The organism is Actinokineospora alba, from assembly GCF_004362515.1.
Lineage (GTDB): Bacteria > Actinomycetota > Actinomycetes > Mycobacteriales > Pseudonocardiaceae > Actinokineospora > Actinokineospora alba.
The window spans coordinates 1,753,400-1,771,632 of the sequence record NZ_SNXU01000001.1 but is presented as its reverse complement, the minus strand read 5'-3'; the positions used below and the strand labels follow the sequence as shown (position 1 = coordinate 1,771,632).

Genomic DNA, 18,233 nt, shown 5'->3' with positions numbered 1-18,233 from the left:
AGCGATGATCAACTGGCTGTGATCATCGTCGGCTTGGGATCGGCCGTGGTCGAGGACGGCTCGGGCTTCGTCGAAACCGGTTCCTCGGAGGTCTCCGCGGGCGCGGGCGGCTTCGTCTCCTCCGGCGTGGTCTCGTCGACCGGGGGCGGCGGCGAGGACATGAGCGCACGGGGGTCGCCCGTCTCCGTCGGCGTGCGGTAGACGGTGTACTCCGTCGTCTTGGTCACCACGGTCGTCTGCTCGGCGGCGTTGACCCTCGTCGTCGTGGTGCTCTCGTTGACGACGTCGTACTGGTCGTAGACCGCCCACTTGCGCTCGAAGGTCGACCGCTCGTAGACGACCGGCAGGGTCTCGTCGTAGGGCTCCGAGGCCATCTTCGGCGCGATGCCCTGGTCGACGACCGGTTCGGGCTCGTCGGTGCGCAGCACCGCGGGCACGTCCGGGTTCTGCGTACCGGTCACGGCCGCGTTGGCGGGCTGCCGCTCCTGGACCGCGGCGCGCCCGGGCGTGCCCGGCTCGTGCGTCGCGGCCTTGGTCGAGTCCTTGACGGGCTGACCGGGCTTCGGCGGCACCGTGGCGCCGCGCGTGTCGGTGATCACGACGTCGGGCAGCGGGCGGCCGTCGAAGTCGTCGAACGCGGCGTTGGTGGTCGACGAGGTGCCCATCGCGACCATGATGAAGCCGAAGGCGCCGACCGCGGCTGCCGACGACGCGGCCAGGGCGACCTGCACCTTGGCGTTGGCCAGCAGGCCCTTGACGGTCCACCCGGCGGCCGAGGAGGCCGTGGAAGCCACGGTGCCCATCTGCTGCCACAGCGCGACCCCGGCGACCGGGGCGGCGAGGACGGCGGCGTGGGCGCGCAGGCCGGAGCAGACGTCCTGGAGTTCGGCGAACATCGCCGAGCAGGACGGGCAGGTGGCCAGGTGGGCGCGAACCTTGCGCCGCTCGACGCCCTTGATCGTCCCGGCGGTGTACGCGCCGAGCTTCTCCAGGACCGACCGGCAGCCCGTCGAGCCGCGGTCGATCGCCAGGTGGGCCTGCAGGTACGCCGCGCGCAGACCCTGGCGGGCGCGGCGGGCGAGGGCGGCGGTGGCGTTGGGGCTCAGGCCGAAGTTGACGGCGACGACCGCGGGGCGGGCGCCTTCGACCTCGACCTCCCACAGCACGCTGCGCCAGCGCTCGGGGAGGCTGGTGAACGCGCGGGTGATCAGGTTGCGCTCGGTGGACTGGTTCGTCCGGTCCGGGTCGGCCCCGACGCGGTGGTTGAGCTCCTCGTCGGAGATCGGCACGTCACGCCTGCGGCCGTTCCACTCCCAGGCGACCCGGCGGGCGACGATCAGCAGGTAGCCGCGCACATTGTCGGTCGGGCCGGACCCGCGGCGGATCGCCTGCAGGACCCGGAAGAAGGCTTCGGCGGTGAGGTCCTCGGCTTCGGCGCGGTCGGCGGCGAGGCCGAGCGCGAGCCTGCGGACGGCGTCGCAGTGGCGGGAGAACAGCTCACCGAACGCGGCGTCCTCACCGGCGCGAAGGCGCTGCAGGAGGGCTTGGTCCTCGGCATGAGCGTGGTCCTGTGACAAGTCCAGTTCCTCGACTTGATCGCGACGCCCGCCGATCGCAGGCCGGTGAATCCCGGTCATCCGGCCTGGTACCTCCTCCTGGCCGCCGTGACAATGTGTTCAAAGATGCCACATCACGCTGTCTTACGGTCGATAAACGTGAATAACGTTAATGGGAACCCATCAGTCGGCGTCGGCCAAACGGGTGAAGGGTGACCTCCAAATGCCGGGACGGCACTAGGCCCGACCCGCCCGTCCACAGCCGCCCCGCGATCCGATATAGTGGTCCAGCACCACGCGGACGTGGCGCAGCTGGTAGCGCATCACCTTGCCAAGGTGAGGGTCGCGAGTTCGAATCTCGTCGTCCGCTCGTAGCCGAAGAGGCCCGCATCCCCAGGATGCGGGCCTCTTCGCTGTTCAGCGCCTCAGAGTGCGTTGGGTGCGAACGGGTCGTGCTCGGCCAGCAGCTTCTCCACCCGGGCCCGGTCGACCCGCCGGGCGACGGTGGTGTCCTCCTGGCGGTCCCGGACAACCTTGGCCAGGGTGAAAGCCGCGGTCACGGTGTAGAGGGCGCCCACCGCGAGGAACGCGCGGACCCACGGGTCCACGGGGAGCACGGCGATCCCGATGGTCAGGCTGACCAGGGCGATCGCGAACGAGATGGCGGCCTGGGCGAAGAACGCGGCCGTCGTCGGGGAGCTCGGGGTCTTGGCATCGGCGGTCATGCCCACAACATCGCGCGAGCGTGACCCAAGGCACATCGGTAGTACTACTCGACTTCGCCAAAGGCGGCCCGCACCGCGGCTTCGAGCCGGGGCAGCAGCGCACGGTCGGCGTCGGCGGTCAGCAGCCGGGCGAGCGCGATGACTTCGCGGGCCGCGGGCGTCGCCGGGTCCGGCAGCGGCAGCCGCGCGACGTACTGGGTGATCCAGCGGCGCCTGCCCGCGTAGAGCCGGTTGCCGCAGACCTCGTCGTAGAACCGGGTCCCGAAGCCGGAGTTGGCGACGCCGAGGACCAGGTGGGCCACATCCTCACCGAGTTCCGGCACGGCAATCCAGTAGCAGTCCCCGTTGACCACCGAGCCGGTGCGGTCGATGGCGAACCGGGGCTCGGGGCTGATGTCCGGGAACACGATCTTGGGCTCGCGCCAGAGCGCGGGCCGCTGCGGTACCCAGATCTCGAACCACTCGCGGCCCGCGTCGATCAGGTACCGCCGGGCCTGCAGCCGCTCGCGGTGGCCCAGCAGGTACGCGGCGGCGCGGGGGTACTCCTCGAGCCGGATCACCTGGCGTCTGGGCTGGTCAAGGTAGGGATAGAGGACGCGCATCCGGGATTCGCGCGGCGGTGTCCACGCGCTGAGGTCCTCGTGGGTCAGCAGCGGGCGCAGCAGCTCGGGCTCGACGTCGGCCCAGTCCTCGCGGATGAAGACGGGGTCGGCGGTGGTCTTGATGCCGACCCGGACCCGGGCGAGGTCGCCGAGGGTGTGCCAGGTGCGGTCGGCGACGCGGATCAGCCTGCGCTCACGCTCCGGCGTGCTCAGCCGCCACGGGTGGCCGCCGCCGTGCGCGAGCGTCCCGACGTCCACTTGGAACGAGCGGCCGCCGACGCTGAGCCGGGACGCGGTGTCCTTGGTCAGCGCGGTGAACAGGTCGCCGTCCGGGGACTCCACATCGGACTCGTAGACGCTGGCGAACCAGGCGGCCCCGGCGGGCGGCCCCTTGACCGCCACGACGACGGCGGGCAGCACGGCCGCCTCGAACAGCCGGGTGTCGCCAAGGTCGAACACCTCCCGGACGTCGAGTTCGCCGGTCAGCAGCTCGCGGACGTTGGCACCGGCCTTGGTCGTGAGGAACCGGTTCGAGCAGAGCAGCCCGAGCACGCCGCCGTCGGCGAGCAGCCGGGGAACCGAGGCGACGAACGGGTGCGTGAGGTCGATGCGGCCGCGCAGCCCGAACCGCGCCGACAGCTCGGCCGCCGCCGCGCCGAGGACCTGGGTGCGGACGTAGGGCGGGTTGGTGATCACTACGTCGAACGACCCGGCGGGCAGGGCGGCGCCCGCCACGGTGAAGTCGCCCGGCTCGATCACCGCGCCGGGCAGTCGGGCCCGGGCGGCGTCGACGGCGTCCGGGTCGAGGTCGTAGCCGACGAGTTCGGCGTCGGGCACGAGCTTGGCGAACGCGGCCAGCAGCTCACCGTCGCCGCAGGCCGGGTCGAGCACCCGCAGCGCCCGCTCGCCGGTCTGCCGCGCGACCCGCTCGGCGAGGAAGGAGGCGAGCGCGACCGGCGTGTAGTGCACGCCGTGGCGTTTGCGCAGGTCAGCCATCCTCGGCCGCCGCCGTGAGGAGTCCGGCGCGCACGGCCTTCACCAGGTCGGCGTGGTCGGCCTCGGTCTGGTCGGCGTAGTCGACGGCGTAGGCGGCGAACGCCTCGTCCAGGCCGCCGCCGAGGTAGCCGGCGAGCAGGCGGGGGTCGATCGAGCGGGTGTGCGCCCGGGCGAGCAGGGCGCCGGCGAAGCGGCCGTAGTCGTCGAGGTGGTCGCCGTCGAGGGTGGTGGCGTCGATCTCGCCCTTGCGGTTGCGGAACTGGCGGACGATGTAGTCGCGCCCGTGAACCGACGTCCAGCCCAGCAGCATGTCCGACTCGGCTTGCACCATCCGCGCGCCGTGCACGATCCGCTCGCCCTCATGCTTGGCCGGACCGATGCCGAGGTGCTCGCCCAACGCCGAAGGTCGAGCCTCTTTCACTTGCAGGACAAGGGCTTCGTCGCCGTTGCCGTGGAGCAGGACGAGGTAGTTGCGCAGCCCGACGCTGCCGGTCCCGACCACCCGGAAGGCCACATCGGACACCGCGTAACGCGTGATCAAGTTCCGCCGCGACTCCCTGAGCGTGTCCACATAGGACTCCAAGGCGTCGGTCACCGCGGCCGCGGTGTCGTCATCCACGGCACTCATCACCGGCGGCTCGGTGACGAACCGCCACCGCTCGTCGGCGCCCCGCTGCGTCCACTTCGCGGCCACCTTGGCACTGGTGTTCTTCCGCGCCTTCTTGGCCGCCTTCGCGAAGTCGTCGAGCAGTTCCTCGGCCTTGACGTGGTTCAGCACGGACTCGTCGCCCAGCGCGGTCCAGGATTCGAGGAACGGCTGCTTGGCCAGGTGATCGATGGTCAGTCGATAGGAGCGGACAACGTCCTCGGCGGCGTCCAGGCACCCCTTCTCGGACACCCCGCCCTCGCGCCCGGCCAGCACCAGACTGGTGGCCAGGCGCTTGAGGTCCCACTCCCACGGCCCGGGCAGGGTCTCGTCGAAGTCGTTGATGTCCATGACGATCTGCCCGTCGGACGTCCCGTAGAGCCCGAAGTTCGCCGCGTGCGCGTCCCCAGACAGCTGCGCGTCCAACCCACTGCGCGCCCCGGCGGCGAGATCGCCCGCCATCAGCCCGGCACTGCCCCGGAAGAAGGCGAAGGGCGAGGCCATCATCCGCCCGACCCGCAGCGGCACCAGATCGGCCAACCGCCCGGCGTTGCTCGCGTCGACGAACTCGGCAACGGTCGGCCGCGCGTCCGCGAGCACCACCTCACGATGCGACCGGTGTGGACTGCCGTCCCGCAGCGCCCGCCCCTGGGCGAACACCGCCTCGGGCTCCACCCAACCGCCCAACGATCTCTCACCCATGCCGCCATCATGCGCCCTCACGGGCTTCAGGTGGCGCGATCTCGGATCAGGGGTCGGTCGAACTCGGGGTCGCTGAGCAGTTGCAGGCACAGGGTTCGGTAGAGCCAGGCTTTGAACTCGGCCACCGACCACCCACACTCCTGCGTCAGCCCGAGGAACGTCTCATGGCTGTTGACCACGACGAGGATGTCGGCGGCTCGCTGGGGTGTGAGGCCGGGAGCGAGTTGGTCATGGTGGGCGAGGTGCTCGATCAGACGCTCCATCCCCGCGCGCCGGCCCGCGGTGACGGCACGCCAGTAGGCGTCGATCTCCGGGTCTTGAGCAGTGGCCACCTGCACGGCGGGACGCAGCGGAGCGACGCGGGCGTAGATGTCCACGCCGTGTTCGACCACGATCGCGAGCGCCCGGGCTCCGCTCTCCTCGGCCAGCGCCTGCGCCATCCACGGCCTGCTCATCACCGGCGGCGGGTCGTGCTCGCCCGCCGCGGCGAACTCGACCACGTCGCGCAGGAGTTGAGCCTTTGTGCGGAAGACGTAGTAGACGGTCTGCACCGCCACGCCCGCGGCCTCGGCGATGGCGTCCATGGTGGTGGCCGGATAGCCCAGCTCGCAGAAGAGGCCGTACGCGCTCTCCACGATCCGGCGGCGCGTCGCCTTCGCCCGGTCGCTTCTGGTTCCACGATTGACAGCCGTCATGGTGAAGCGCAGCATACTAGATGCCGTCACTAGTGACGACCACTAATCACCTCGGGCAGAGGAGTGGACATGGCAGTCCTGGAGAACTCGGTCGAAATCGCGCGCCCGCCCGAAGAGGTCTTCGACGCGCTGGTCGACCTGCGAAACGAACTCGAGTGGAACCCGGACGTCCAGTCGATGGAGAAGATCACCGACGGGCCGATCGGCGTCGGGACGCGGTTCCGGGCCAAGTGGAAGCAGAGCAAGACGGTCATCGTCGAGTGCACGAAGTACGACCGGCCACGGACCTGGGGCTATCACAACGGCGGACCGGTCGAGGTCGACTTCGACGTCGTGGTCACCCCGCGCGGGGACGGCTCGCTCGTGGTCGGCCACTTCGCCGCTCGTCCGCGCGGGTGGTTCAGGCTCGTCTTCCCGCTCTTCCTGATCGTCATGAGGCGCGCGGAGAAGGCGAACTTCCGGTACATCAAGGCTTACCTGGAGGGCGCACCGGCCAGGAGCCGGGAGAACAGCTAGCTCTGGATCGTCGTGCTCAACGGCCGGGCGGTCGTGATCGGGTCCGCGTGCCGGTGGGCCACCTTCCACTCGCCCTCCTCGCGGCGGTAAATCATCGTGACGCGGAGCGCGATGACAACGGGGTCACCACTGGCGGCCACGCGGCCCTCGACGCGTTCCAGGTGGTGTTCGTAGGCGAGGTCCGGCGTGACGAATCTTGAGATCTCCTCGACCCGGAACGTCACCTGGTCGAAACGGAGTGGGCCGCCCTCGGCGAAGCCCGACGCCGCTTCCGCGATGGCCGCGCGGACGTCGGACGGTCCCCGGCGCGGCGGACCCAGGGGGTTCGCGAGTGTCACGTCGTCCCGCGTCGAGTAGAACCCGGTGACGGGCTCGGGGTCGCCTTCGACGAACTTGGTGAGCGCCTCGCGGTAGGCCTCGATCACCTCGTCGACGGTCGCGTTCGCCATGTGAGCCTCCTGAGCTCTAGCCCTCGGCGCTCTCCACACCGGTGCCGATCGGGCAGCTCACACCCGTGCCGCCGATGCCGCAGTAGCCGTTGGGCACCTTGTGGAGGTACTGCTGGTGATAGTCCTCCGCGTAGTAGAAGTCGGCGAGTTCGGCGATCTCCGTGGTCACCGGGCCGTAGCCGCTCGCGCGCAGGGCCTGGTCGTACTCGCGGGCCGTGGCCTCCGCCGTCGCTTTCTGCTGGTCGTCGGTGTAGTAGATCGCTGAGCGGTACTGCGTGCCGACGTCGTTGCCCTGCCGCATGCCCTGGGTCGGGTCGTGGCCCTCCCAGAAGGTGCGCAGCAGGGTCGCGTAGGAGATGTGGGCGGGGTCGAAGACGACCAGGACGACCTCGGCGTGTCCGGTGCGGCCGGAGCACACCTCCTCATACGTGGGGTTGGGCGTGCCGCCGCCCGCGTAGCCGACCGCGGTGGAGTAGACGTGCGGGAGCTGCCAGAACAGTCGTTCCGCGCCCCAGAAACAGCCCATGCCGAAGACCGCGCGCTGGGTTCCGGCCGGGAAGGGCGGCACGATCCGCCGGTCGGGCAGGGCCGCGTGGGCCGGGCTGACCACGATGGGCGTGTCTCGGCCGGGAAGCGCGGTTTCCGAGTTTTCCCGTCTGAAGAGTGGCATGCCTCCACTGTACGTAGCGGCGACCCGACACGGGCTGGTCACACGTTGGGCGAAAACCAGGCGAAGCCGACCGGCGATCCCGCAGGATGTGCGAGTGGCCGCGTCGACTGCAGGGAGCGTCCCGATGGACTGGCACGAAGAAATCCGGAGACTCGACACGGCACTGAGCCGTGGCGAGATCACCGCCGCGGAACACCGCAAACGACGTGACGAGGTCCTCGCCGAGGCTTCCGGCGGCGCGAGCGGCCCAAGGCTGCTGCACCGCCCCGGGCAGGTGGCCGCACCGGAGGCGCCTGAGCACACCGTGGTCATCGACGCCGCGCAGGCCGCGGGCAACCCCCAGCCCGAGCTGCACCACCCGCCGCGCTCGGACCGCTCGTGGTCCGGGCCCATCGACGGTGCCGACGTCTTCTCCGTGCAGTCGAAGTCCGGCACCGGGCGCGGGGTGCTCACCTCGATGGTGGTCTTGCTCGGTCTCGCGATCGTGGGCGCCGGACTCTGGTGGTTCCTCCTCGGCAACGACCGCGCCTCCTCCGCTCCCCCGCCCGCCTCTGCCCCGCCGACCAGCGCGGCGCCGTGGGGGACCGACCGGCTGCCGAACCCGACCGACGCCCTGTTCTCCACGACCGCGGTGCTGACCCCCCAGCAGGCGCTGGACAACGGGTTCGTCCGCGCGGACGACGTCGAGTCGATGAAGGCCGCGGGTGTCGAGAAGGTGTATTTCCGCGCGGTCACCGAGAACGGGCTCGTTTACCACCTGTTCGCGTTCCAGACCGCGGGCAAGACCGGCGGCGGTGACCTCGCGGCGAACCTTCTCCAGGGCGCCAAGGCCGACGTGGACGGTCTTCCGGACGGTGTGAACGCGGCGAGAGCCGAAGCGCCGGGGGCGTTGGTGCTGGAGGCGACGTACGGCACCGACCAGGGCGCCGTGCGGATCGTCGTGGCACGGCAGGGCGAGATCGACGAGCCGCTGATGACCACGGAACTGCGCGACGCGGTCCGGGTCACCGTGGGTTCTCTAGGAGTGCGGTGACAAAGACAGGCTTATTCGCGGGGAAAGGGCACGCGCCAACGGGCGCGACACCCTCGCGGTGCACAATGTGGCCATTCGTGGCTGACCGCCGACCAGCACTCCGGCGCGGGGTTTGGTTTGTCGAGGAAGGGGACAAGATTGTCCTGGCAGGATGAACTCCGCACGCTCGACGAGGAGCTCGCCGCAGGGCGGATCTCAGCGGACGACTATCGAGTTCGGCGGGATCAAGCGCTCGCCGCGGCCGTGTCTCCCGGGACCCCTGGTCCTGAGCAGCGTCCGGCCGAAGCCACCCAGTTCGTGACCCCGGTGAGCCCGCCTGCCGAGCACGCCGACCGGACCCAGGCGGTGAGCCACCAGCAGCCCGCCCAGGACCGCACGCAGGTCGTCGGCAGCCAGGGCGGCAACCAGGTGCCCAACCCGGAGGACACGCAGATCGTGTCGTCGCAGGACCGGACGCAGGCGGTGCAGTGGCACGCCACCCGCCCCGGCGACGCCGAGCGGACGCAGGTCGTGCCGGGAGTGCCGCCGCAGCAGCACGTCGGCGGCTACGCCCCGCCGATGGGCCACCAGCAGCAGCAACAGCACGGCGGCTTCGGCCAGTACGACGACGCGATCTCCCCGCCGTGGGCGGGTTCGGACTTCCCGCCGCTGGCGGCGACCGGCAACCCGGACTGGATCCGGCAGGGCCCTGAGGTCTTCGAGACCGAAGGCAAGTCCAGCGGCGGCAAGATCGCGCTGATCGCGCTCGCCGTGGTGCTCGTCCTCGGGCTGGGCGTGGGCGCCTACTTCATGTTCTTCAACAAGAAGAGCGAAACCCCGGGCCCTGGACCGTCGACGTCGGCGGCGGCGCCGACGACCACGCAGCGGCCGAAGGACGACCTGGAGATCGCCGATCTCCCTGGTTCGCCCGAGATCGCGCCGGAGATCGCCGCGTTCAGCGACGTCGAGACGGCGAAGCTGCTGACCGAAGGCGAGCTGAAGGCCTACCAGACCGCGACGGCCACGAAGGCCCGGCTCGCGGTGTCGAAGCTGGGCGAGGGCTCGCAGGCGCTGGTCCTCACGGTCCTGACCGGTTCGCCGGATCTGGGTGCGACCGCCGTGGAGGCGTTGGTCCAGTTGCAGGCCACGTACGGCATGCAGCCCTACACCGGCACCGCGCCGACCGGGGTCAAGGTGACCCAGATCGACGCGTCCGGCACCTCCCCGGCCACGATCCGCGGGCACTACATGCACAAGAAGACGCTGGTTCGTGTCCAGGTGTACGCGCCGACGATGGCGGAGGCTTCGAAGAAGTTCGACGACATCATGACGACCCAGCTCGAGGAGCTGCCCGCTGATGGGTGATCCTCGCCCGCGGCGGGTCCTCGGCTGCACGGTGGTCGCGAAGTTCGCGCTACCCGCGGCCGAGGTACTGGCTCAGTCCTACCTTGAGCACCACCGCGACCACGGGTTCGTCATCGTCGTCACCGACGATGACGAGCCCGTGCTCCGGGTGGGTCCGGCCGGGTGCCGGGCCCTCGGCGCTCGCGGCCTCCTCAGCGACGAGGCCGAGTTCTTCCGGATGGCGACGGCGTACACGGCGGACGAACTCGTCGACGCGGTCAAGCCGTTCGTGTTGCGCGCGCTGCTCGCCGACAACGACGCCGTCGTCTGTCTGGACGCGATGACAAGGGTGTTCGCGCCGTTCACGGAAGCCGCGGACCACGCGCTCGACCACGGAATCGTGCTCACGCCACACTTTCTGGCGCCTTTCCCCGCGGACGGCCGCGAGCCGGGCCACGAGGTCCTCGAGCCGCTCGGCGCGTTCGACACGCGGTTCATCGCGGTCGGCCGGGAAGCGCAGCCGTTCCTGGACTTCTGGGCGGAGCGGTCCCGCTTGGGCTCCGCCGCGCCGAAGCCGGGCCGGGTCAGCCGCAACCAGGCGTCGCTCGATCTCGTGCCCGCGCTGTTTCGCCACACGGTGCTCCGCGATCCCGGTTTCGCGGTGGCGTACTGGAATCTGCACGACCGCAAGCTCGCGACCGACGGCGACGTCCTCACCGCAGACGGCAAACCGGTGCGGTTCATCCATTTCGACGGCTACAGCACGAAGTCGCCGTGGCTGCTCACCACCCGCCTCCCGAGCCGCCCGCGCATCCTGCTGTCCGAACTTCCGGTCCTGCGCGCCGTATGCGACGACTACCGCGACGCCTTGATCGCGGCGGGCCACACCGAGCGCCTGCGGGACGACTACCGCTTCGGCACGTTCGGTTTCGGCACCAAGCTCACCCCGGCCATGCGGAGCCTGTTCCGGCACGAGTGGTCCCGGTTCGCGCGCCGCGAGCTGGCGCCGACTCCGTTCGCCACAACGAAACCCAAGCTGCCGCCGCACCCGTTCGGCGACGACGCCGGCGACGAATTCCGCCGCTGGCTGAGTTCGCCCGCGACCCCGGCGGAGCGGTCGGCGGGCTTCAACCGGCTCACGACCTGGGTCTGGGGCAAGCGCAAAGACCTCCAGGTGGCGTTCCCGCAGCCGTTCTCCGCGAGCGCCGAAGGGTTCCGCGGCTGGTGCCGCGACCACGGCACGCGTGAGGCGCGGTTGCCGGAGTGGGCGCTGCCCGGTGACCCGGCGGCGCGGGTCGCGCCGGTCGACGAACTCGGCGTGAACATCGCGGGCTACCTGACCGCCGAACTCGGCCTGGGCGAGATGGGCCGCATCGTGCTCAAAGCCGTTGAGGCGGCGCAGATCCCGGTGGTCTCGGTCGTCGAGGAGGAATCGCTCAACGGCAACGTCCGGACCGGTCTCGACCACCCGGAGACGGCGGGCGCGCCCCGGTTCCCGGTGAGCATCCTGGCCGTCAACGCCGACTACACCCAGCTGATCCTCGACAACCACCCCGACGTCGGCGGCGGCCGGTACGTGATCGGCCTGTGGGCGTGGGAACTCGAAGACTTCCCCTCGACGCTGCACAACGCTTTCGGCTTGGTCGACGAGATCTGGACGGTCAGCGACTTCTGCCGGACCTCGATCGCCCAGCACACCTCGGTGCCGGTGCGGACGATTCCGGTCCCGGTCATCGCCCCGGCCACGAACCACCGGCCGGAGCGCGCCCCTGGCGACCCGGTTCAGTTCTTGTTCGTGTTCGACTTCAACAGCACCGGGCAGCGCAAGAACCCGTGGGGTGCGGTGACCGCCTTCCAGCGGGCATTCCCGAACCGGTCCGATGTGCGGCTGGTCATCAAGGCGACCAACGGACATCTGCACGCGGGCGCGGTGGAGCGGCTGCGCGACGTGATCGGCGCCGACGACCGCGTCGAGCTGATGGAGCGCTACCTCAGCGTCGAGGAACTCGACTCGCTCTACGCCGACAGCCACGCCTACGTCTCGCTGCACCGCAGTGAGGGTTTCGGGCTCACCGTCGCCGAGGCCATGGCGCGCGGCATGGCGGTGATCGCCACGGATTACTCGAGCACCACGGAGTTCCTCGACGAGACCGTCGCCTGGCCCATCCCGTACCGGATGACCGACGTCGGCCCCGGTTGGCTGCCCTACCACGCGGAAGGCCGCTGGGCCGATCCCGACTTGGACGCCGCGGCGGAGGCGATGCGCCACATCGCCGACGATCCCGCGGAAGCCAAGCGGCGCGGGGAAGCGGCCCGCGAGCACATCCTGCGCACCCGTTCCCTGGACACGGCCGCGCAGTGGATGCGCGACCGGATCACCGCGGCGCACGAGGCGTGGCGGCTGGGCGAGCGCGAGACCGTCGCTCGGCCCCACGTGACCGATCCACTGGCACAGGCCCACCGGATCCTGCACTCGACGCCGGACGCGGGCGCGCCGTCGCGGCTGCCACTCGCCCCGGCGATGCGCAAGGTCGTCCTGCGGGCGATGGCGCACTACGACGCCCACCAGCGCAAAGTCGTCGGCGCGGTGCTGACTGCCGTCGGTGAGGCGGTCAAGGACCTGAACACCCGCTTCACCCGGACGACAGCCGCGCAAGCGAACCGGATGGAGGCCATCGAGGCTGAATCCGCGAAGCGGATCGACGCGCTCGCCGACCGGATCGAACGGATCGAGCGGTCGGTCAGGCGAAACGAGGAACCGTGACCGCCGAGCAGCGCGACTGGACCCTGCCCAAGCTGCACGAGGCCTGGCTGCCGCGCGAACATCCGCTGCACCGGCCGCGCCACGGCGGCAAACAGGTGGGGGCGCTGATCTGCGCCGCCATCTTCTTCGCGGCGCCGCTGCTCTCGCTCGGTGTCGGCGCCCGCCCGGCCGAGATCGAGAACCGGCCGCTGGCGCAGTTCCCGAGCCCGCTCGCCGGGTGGAGCTTCTTCACCAGCCTGCCCGCGTGGGCGACCGACCACCTGGTGTTCCGCGACGACGCGATCGCCATCTCCGACGGCGTCAGCCGGGGTGTCTTCGGCGAACCGCCCGTCCTCGGCAAGCGCGGTGGCTCGGACAACCCGCTCGACACCGGGCAGGTTCCGCGCACCGACTTCGACACCAGCACCATCCCCCGGGTGGTCGAGGGCAAAGAGGGCTGGCTCTACCTCGGCGAAGAGGTCGTCGCACGGTGCAAGCAAAGCCTTCCCATGCACGAAACCCTCGCGCAGGTGCGCAAACTGAAGGATGGGATCGAGGCGAGCGGGCGCGAGTTCGTGCTGGCGATCGCCCCCGACAAGCTCACCATTTCGCCCAAGTACCTGCCCGAGCGCTACCCGGGCAAGGACTGCGTCCAGCGGACCACCGACGAGTTCTGGAATCTCTACCGCAACGAGGACTACGTCCTGGATCTGCGGGAACCGCTGCGGAACAGGGAAATCGAACTCGGCTCGCCCGTGTACCCGTCGCTCGACGCACACTGGGGTGACGAAGGCGGCCTGCTCATGACGAAGGCGATCGCCGAACACCTGCGGCCCGGCATCAGCAAGGGCTGGGTGGTCAAACCCGGTGAGCCTTGGCGCGCGCCCGCCGACCTCCCGCCGCTCATCGGCCGGTCCGGCGATATCGATGGCCGCTTCTACACGGTGAAGCCCGACGGAATCCGTGACCAGGCGCGAAACATTCCGCAGGATTTCAACACACCGCTGCATCTGGCGACGACTTCCGGCCCCGGGACTTTCGGGCGCAAGGTCGGCATGCTCGGCGACTCGTTCACAATTCGGTCGAAGCGCTATCTGGGTGCCGTTTTCGGCGATATCACCCTTTTGCACTACGGAACGCTGCACAATAAGGGCAGGCAGCAGGCGATGGAGATGTTGGCCGATTCGGACGTCGTCGTGCTCGAGATCGCCGAACGCGTGCTGACGACCGGCAACGTCGTGGTGTTCACCCCCGAGGTGGCCGACGAGATCCTGAGCGAACTCTCGGCCCGCCCGAAGCGCTGACCGGCTGCAAGCCGTGCCGCGCGAACCTTCTAGACTCCTGACGACTGGCGGGAAGACACCGCCCGGAACCCCTGGACGACACGATGTCGGAAGCACGCTTCGCCGAGGCTCTGTCCCGGCTTGACGAGAACAAGCAGTTGCGGCTGCCGCTGCGGCGTGGCGACATTCTCGGCAGGCTCGCGTTGCGTTTCCTGTGGCGGCGCGGCATCAAATGGCAGGTCGAATCCAACCTCGCCATTCGCGACGCGTTGGGAACCGTCCGTGAAATCGCGGACGAGCAGCGGTCGGCACTCGCCGGGGTTTCCGCCGCGGTCACGGAGATCAACGATCACAGCGCGGCGAGCCGGGACGGGCTGCGGGCCGAGATCGAGGACCTGCGCCGCAGCGACCAGAACATGATGGCCGGGCTGAACCAGCGGCTCTACGCCGCGATCGGCAGCGTTCGTTCGGAGATCGGTGACCTGCGGCTGCGGGTGGCCGACAAGCAGGAGCACGCCGGCCAGGTCGAGGCGCGGCTCGACGCCATCGAGAACGACCTCGCGACACTGGTCGCGACCGCGCGCGAGTCGGCGCTGCGGCACGCCCGGCTCGACTCGTTCCTGGACGCGGCCCGCACGAACTCGGTGCGGGCGGAGACGCTGCCCGGCAGGCCCGACTTCCTCGAGCTCTCGGTGGCGGCCCTGCTCGACGGACCGGCCGACCTGACCCGGGCGCGGCGCGCGGAGTACCTGCCCATGGTCCGCGACGCCCGCGGCCAGGACGCCGGGGCAGCCGTCTTCGACGTGGCCCCAGGGCGCGGCGAGTGGCTCGAAGTGCTGCGGGGCGAGGGAATCCCGTTCGTCGCGGCGTCGACGAACCCGGTCGTGGTCGACCACTGCGCCGAACTCGGCCTCACGGTCCGCCCGGACTCCGCGCTCGACACGCTGGCCGCGACCCCGCGGCGGACGCTCGGCGCGGTCACCGCTTTCCGTTACGCGGAACGGCAGACACCCGAAGACCTCGCGAGGTTCGTCGAGGCGGCGGCGCTGGCGCTGCGCCCCGGTGGGGTACTGCTGGTCGAGACACCGTTGGCGGGGGCCGACTTCCACGTCGACCCGTTCGCGATCCGGCCGGTGCACCCGACTTTCGCCCGGTACCTCGCCGAGGCCGCGGGCTTCACAAAGGTCGAGATCCGTGAGATCCCACGCACCGGGGTCGAGCACTACTGCCTCATCGCATGGGCGTGACGTCGACCGGGCACCACGTCATGTGGTCGCCCCTCCCGCCCGCGCGCAGCGGCATCGCGGACTACACCTACGAGCTGCTCACCGCTCTCGCGAACGAGATCGACGTCGACGCGGTCGCGGACAGCGCGGCGGCGCGAGTCCCGTCCGGCGTCCGGCTGCTCAGCCCGGACGACGCCCGGTCAGCTGACGCGCTTCCCTTGTACCACATGGGAAATCACGCGCCCGCCCACGAATGGATCTACGAAGAGGCGCAGGCGCGGCCGGGGGTCGTGATCCTGCATGACACCTCGCTGATGGACTTCCACGCGCAACTGCTCGGCGGAGTCCACACCGAGGGGTTCCGCGACGAAGTCCGCCACTCGCATGGCCCGATCTGGGGAGCCGCCGACGATCCCGCGCTGATCGACGGGTGGCCCGCGATCGATGTCGACGGCGTCCGCACCCTCGACCGTGCGACGCTGACCATGGAGCGGCGGCTGATCGAGCGCAGCCACGGGGTCATCGTGCACGACGAGTTCGCGGCGCGGTGGCTGCGCGAGCGCTACCCGGACGTCCCGGTCGCCGTGGTCCCGTCCGGCGCGCCGGTGCTGACCGACGACAGCAGGCGGTCGGCGACCCGCGCGAAGCTCGGCTGGCGCGACGACGACGTGGTGTTCGGTGTCTTCGGCGGGTTCAACCGGATCAAGCGCGCACTCGTCGCGGTCCTCGCGTTCGCGCAGATCCGGCGGCGCTGGCCGCAGGCGCGGCTGCTCATCTGCGGGCACGCCGACGACAAGGCCGTGCTCGCCGACGTCGAAGCGACGATCGCGCAACTCGGTGTCGACAACTCCGTCCACATCGCACTGAGCCCGGCGATGGATGAGTTCGAGGACTTCTTCCTCTGCACGGACACGGTCATCAACCTCAGGTGGCCGACCGCGGGTGAGACGAGCGCGGTGATGATGCGCGCGTTCGGCGCGGGCCGAGCCGTGATCACCAGCGACCTGCCGCAGCACCGGCACCTCGACGAGACGTTCTGCACCCGCGTGCCCACCGAGCCCGCCGCCGAGGCCGCGGCGCTGCTGGCGGTCATGGAACGCGCGATGCTGGACCCGGAAAGCACTCGGGCCGCGGGTGCCGCCGCCCAGCGGTACGTCGAGTCGTCGGCGTCGTGGCCCGTTGTCGCGCGCCGCTACCGCGAAGCTCTCGAGGCGATGCGGGCCCACCGGACCGACACCGAACCTGCCCCCGTCGGCGTGAACGTGTTCGCCGACGCCCGTGCCACGACCGGGCTCGCCGAGTCGGCCCGCAGGCATTCGCTGGCCTTGGTCGAGGCAGGCGTCCCGATGACCTTCACCGAGTTCAACACCCGCGCCCCCAACCGGTCGCTGCCCGTCTCGCGCACGCTCGCCGATCTGCGCAGCGGCAAGGACTACCCGATCGACCTGTGGCTGGTGAACCTCAACGAGTTCGCGCTGATCCCGCCGAGCGCGCTCGACCGGTACACGATCGGCCTGTGGGCCTGGGAACTGCCGGAAGTGGTGAGCCAGACGCTCACCCAGCTACCGCGGCTCGACGAACTCTGGGTGCTGTCGTCCTTCGTCGGCGAGGCTTTCCGCACGGTGACCGACATCCCGATCACCGTCGTCCCCTGTGTCGTCCCCGAGATCACGGGCGTCACCGCCGACCGCGCGCGATTCGGGATTCCCGACGACGGCATCGCCGTGCTGTTCACCTTCAGCGCGTCGTCGAGTGACGCGCGGAAGAACCCGTGGGCGGTCGTCGAGGCCTACCGGCAGGCGTTCCCGCCGGAGGAACGCGGCACCAAGGCGCACCTGGTCGTCAAAGTGGTGGACCTGGAGGTGTTCCCCGAGCTTGGCGCCGCGCTGACCGAGGCGGTGAACAGTGTCGGCGGCACGATCATCAGCGAGCACCTGACCCGGCACGAGATGGACACCCTGCTGGCCACGTGCGACGTCTACGTCTCGCTGCACCGCTCGGAGGGCTTCGGCCTCGGCATGGCGGAAGCGATGTCGCTGGGCAAGGCGGTCGTCGCGACCGGGTTCGGCGGCAACACCGACTTCATGCCACCGGGTTCGGCCGCGGTCGTGGGCTACCGGCCTCGGGTCATCAGCGAGCGCGACCACCGGTTCGGCGCCGCGTTCGGCGACTGGTACCAGGTCGGCCAGATGTGGGCCGATCCGGACGTCGGCCAGGCCGCTCGCTGGCTGCGCAGGCTGGCCACCAACGAGCCGCTGCGCCAGGACATGGGTGCGCGGGCGGCGCGGGCCATCCGGGAGATCTGCAGCCCGCAGGCCGTGGGCGCGGTGATGGCCCGGCGTCTGGCCGAGATCAGGCTCGATCAGACGTAGGCCGACATCACCACGTGCGGCACCGAGTAGTCGACCCGGTCGTCCTCGGTCCGCAGGGTGAAGTGGTCGATGTCCTCGACCCGGGAGAACCCGGCGGCGAGCAGCATCTGCCGCAGCGCGACCGCGCCGACGGTCCAGTAGGCCCAGTAGTCACCGTCGTCGGCGTGCCTGCCGACGAAGTGGCAGACCGGCTCCGCGGACTCGGCGCTGTCCGGGGTCGCCGCGGTCGAGATGACCAGCCGGTTGCCCGTGACCGCGCGCAGCGCACGGAGCGCGCCGACCGGGTCCGGCAGGTGCAGCAGCAGCGACCCGCAGATGACCAGGTCGAACTTGCCGAACGTCGGGTCCAGGTCGTAGATGTTCTTGGAGACGTAGGTGAGGTCGAGGCCCATCGTCTGGCTGATCTCCGCGAGCAGACAGTCGTCCGCCCAGATATCGATCGCCGTCACCGTGGCGCCGCGCCGGTGCGCCTCCAGGGCGAAGAATCCGCTGGAGGTGCCCACGTCAAGGACGGTCGTGCCGTCGAGCCGGTCGGCGATCTTGTAATACGACAAGTACTTCCGCATGTCGTAGTCGCCCTTGATCACCAGGCCGGGGCCGAGCTCCAACTGGTGATAGGAACCGCCCGCGGCGTTGACCCGGTCGACCATGTTCCTGGCGTGCTGAAGGGTTTGTGCGTCGGTAGTCGTCGTCACG

The 18,233-nt window shown here is 70.3% G+C and carries 15 protein-coding genes and 1 tRNA gene; 8 read left to right on the top strand and 8 right to left on the bottom strand.

Annotated features, from left to right (window positions below):
• Positions 1-8: 8 nt before the first annotated feature.
• Positions 9-1,577, bottom strand: a complete 1,569-nt coding sequence (locus C8E96_RS08465; protein ID WP_228770328.1) for a sigma-70 family RNA polymerase sigma factor — start codon at positions 1,575-1,577, stop codon at positions 9-11.
• Between the two features lie 276 nt (positions 1,578-1,853).
• Between C8E96_RS08465 and C8E96_RS08460 the strand changes: the two genes are divergently transcribed.
• Positions 1,854-1,926, top strand: a tRNA-Gly gene (locus C8E96_RS08460).
• Positions 1,927-1,981: 55 nt separating this feature from the next.
• On the opposite strand, the gene C8E96_RS08455 is transcribed toward C8E96_RS08460, so the two are convergent.
• From C8E96_RS08455 to C8E96_RS08440, 4 genes are read right to left on the bottom strand one after another with little or no spacing between them, the layout of a single operon-like run.
• Positions 1,982-2,281 (bottom strand): YiaA/YiaB family inner membrane protein, encoded by a 300-nt coding sequence (locus tag C8E96_RS08455; protein ID WP_091383650.1) that lies wholly within the window; start codon positions 2,279-2,281, stop codon positions 1,982-1,984.
• Positions 2,282-2,325: 44 nt separating this feature from the next.
• The gene (locus C8E96_RS08450) at positions 2,326-3,879 is read right to left on the bottom strand and encodes an Eco57I restriction-modification methylase domain-containing protein (RefSeq protein WP_091383651.1); all 1,554 of its coding nucleotides are present in this window, start codon (positions 3,877-3,879) and stop codon (positions 2,326-2,328) included.
• Positions 3,872-5,227 (bottom strand): DUF2252 domain-containing protein, encoded by a 1,356-nt coding sequence (locus C8E96_RS08445; protein WP_091383652.1) that lies wholly within the window; start codon positions 5,225-5,227, stop codon positions 3,872-3,874. The genes C8E96_RS08450 and C8E96_RS08445 overlap by 8 nt, the downstream gene beginning before the upstream one ends.
• Positions 5,228-5,253: 26 nt before the next feature.
• Positions 5,254-5,922, bottom strand: coding sequence for a TetR/AcrR family transcriptional regulator (locus tag C8E96_RS08440; RefSeq protein WP_166657921.1), 669 nt, complete (start codon positions 5,920-5,922; stop codon positions 5,254-5,256).
• Positions 5,923-5,991: 69 nt separating this feature from the next.
• On the opposite strand from C8E96_RS08440, the gene C8E96_RS08435 reads away from it, so the two are divergent.
• The gene (locus tag C8E96_RS08435) at positions 5,992-6,438 is read left to right on the top strand and encodes an SRPBCC family protein (protein WP_091383654.1); all 447 of its coding nucleotides are present in this window, start codon (positions 5,992-5,994) and stop codon (positions 6,436-6,438) included.
• On the opposite strand, the gene C8E96_RS08430 is transcribed toward C8E96_RS08435, so the two are convergent.
• On the bottom strand, positions 6,435-6,887 hold the full coding sequence (locus C8E96_RS08430; RefSeq protein ID WP_091383655.1) for a YybH family protein: 453 nt from the start codon (positions 6,885-6,887) through the stop codon (positions 6,435-6,437). The genes C8E96_RS08435 and C8E96_RS08430 overlap by 4 nt on opposite strands.
• Before the next feature lie 16 nt (positions 6,888-6,903).
• The gene (gene msrA, locus C8E96_RS08425; protein ID WP_091383656.1) at positions 6,904-7,557 is read right to left on the bottom strand and encodes a peptide-methionine (S)-S-oxide reductase MsrA; all 654 of its coding nucleotides are present in this window, start codon (positions 7,555-7,557) and stop codon (positions 6,904-6,906) included.
• A 124-nt stretch (positions 7,558-7,681) separates the two neighbouring features.
• Between msrA and C8E96_RS08420 the strand changes: the two genes are divergently transcribed.
• From C8E96_RS08420 to C8E96_RS08395, 6 genes are all read left to right on the top strand, one after another.
• A complete protein-coding gene (locus C8E96_RS08420) occupies positions 7,682-8,590 on the top strand; it encodes an SHOCT domain-containing protein (RefSeq protein ID WP_091383657.1) in 909 nt (302 codons plus the stop codon).
• 138 nt (positions 8,591-8,728) lie between these two features.
• Positions 8,729-9,934 (top strand): flagellar basal body protein FliL, encoded by a 1,206-nt coding sequence (locus tag C8E96_RS08415; protein WP_133794267.1) that lies wholly within the window; start codon positions 8,729-8,731, stop codon positions 9,932-9,934.
• Positions 9,927-12,677 carry a glycosyltransferase family 4 protein gene (locus C8E96_RS08410; RefSeq protein ID WP_091383659.1) on the top strand — a complete coding sequence of 917 codons (2,751 nt, stop codon included), beginning with the start codon at positions 9,927-9,929 and terminating at the stop codon, positions 12,675-12,677. The genes C8E96_RS08415 and C8E96_RS08410 overlap by 8 nt, the downstream gene beginning before the upstream one ends.
• On the top strand, positions 12,674-13,960 hold the full coding sequence (locus tag C8E96_RS08405; protein WP_091383660.1) for an alginate O-acetyltransferase AlgX-related protein: 1,287 nt from the start codon (positions 12,674-12,676) through the stop codon (positions 13,958-13,960). The genes C8E96_RS08410 and C8E96_RS08405 overlap by 4 nt, the downstream gene beginning before the upstream one ends.
• A gap of 83 nt (positions 13,961-14,043) precedes the next feature.
• Positions 14,044-15,186, top strand: coding sequence for a methyltransferase domain-containing protein (locus tag C8E96_RS08400; protein WP_091383661.1), 1,143 nt, complete (start codon positions 14,044-14,046; stop codon positions 15,184-15,186).
• Positions 15,177-17,537, top strand: coding sequence for a glycosyltransferase family 4 protein (locus C8E96_RS08395; RefSeq protein ID WP_091383662.1), 2,361 nt, complete (start codon positions 15,177-15,179; stop codon positions 17,535-17,537). Before C8E96_RS08400 ends, C8E96_RS08395 begins: the two co-directional genes overlap by 10 nt.
• On the opposite strand, the gene C8E96_RS08390 is transcribed toward C8E96_RS08395, so the two are convergent.
• Complete coding sequence (locus tag C8E96_RS08390) at positions 17,528-18,232, bottom strand: class I SAM-dependent methyltransferase (RefSeq protein ID WP_133794265.1); 705 nt, start codon at positions 18,230-18,232, stop codon at positions 17,528-17,530. The two genes, C8E96_RS08395 and C8E96_RS08390, sit on opposite strands and share 10 nt — an antisense overlap.
• Position 18,233: the final 1 nt, after the last annotated feature.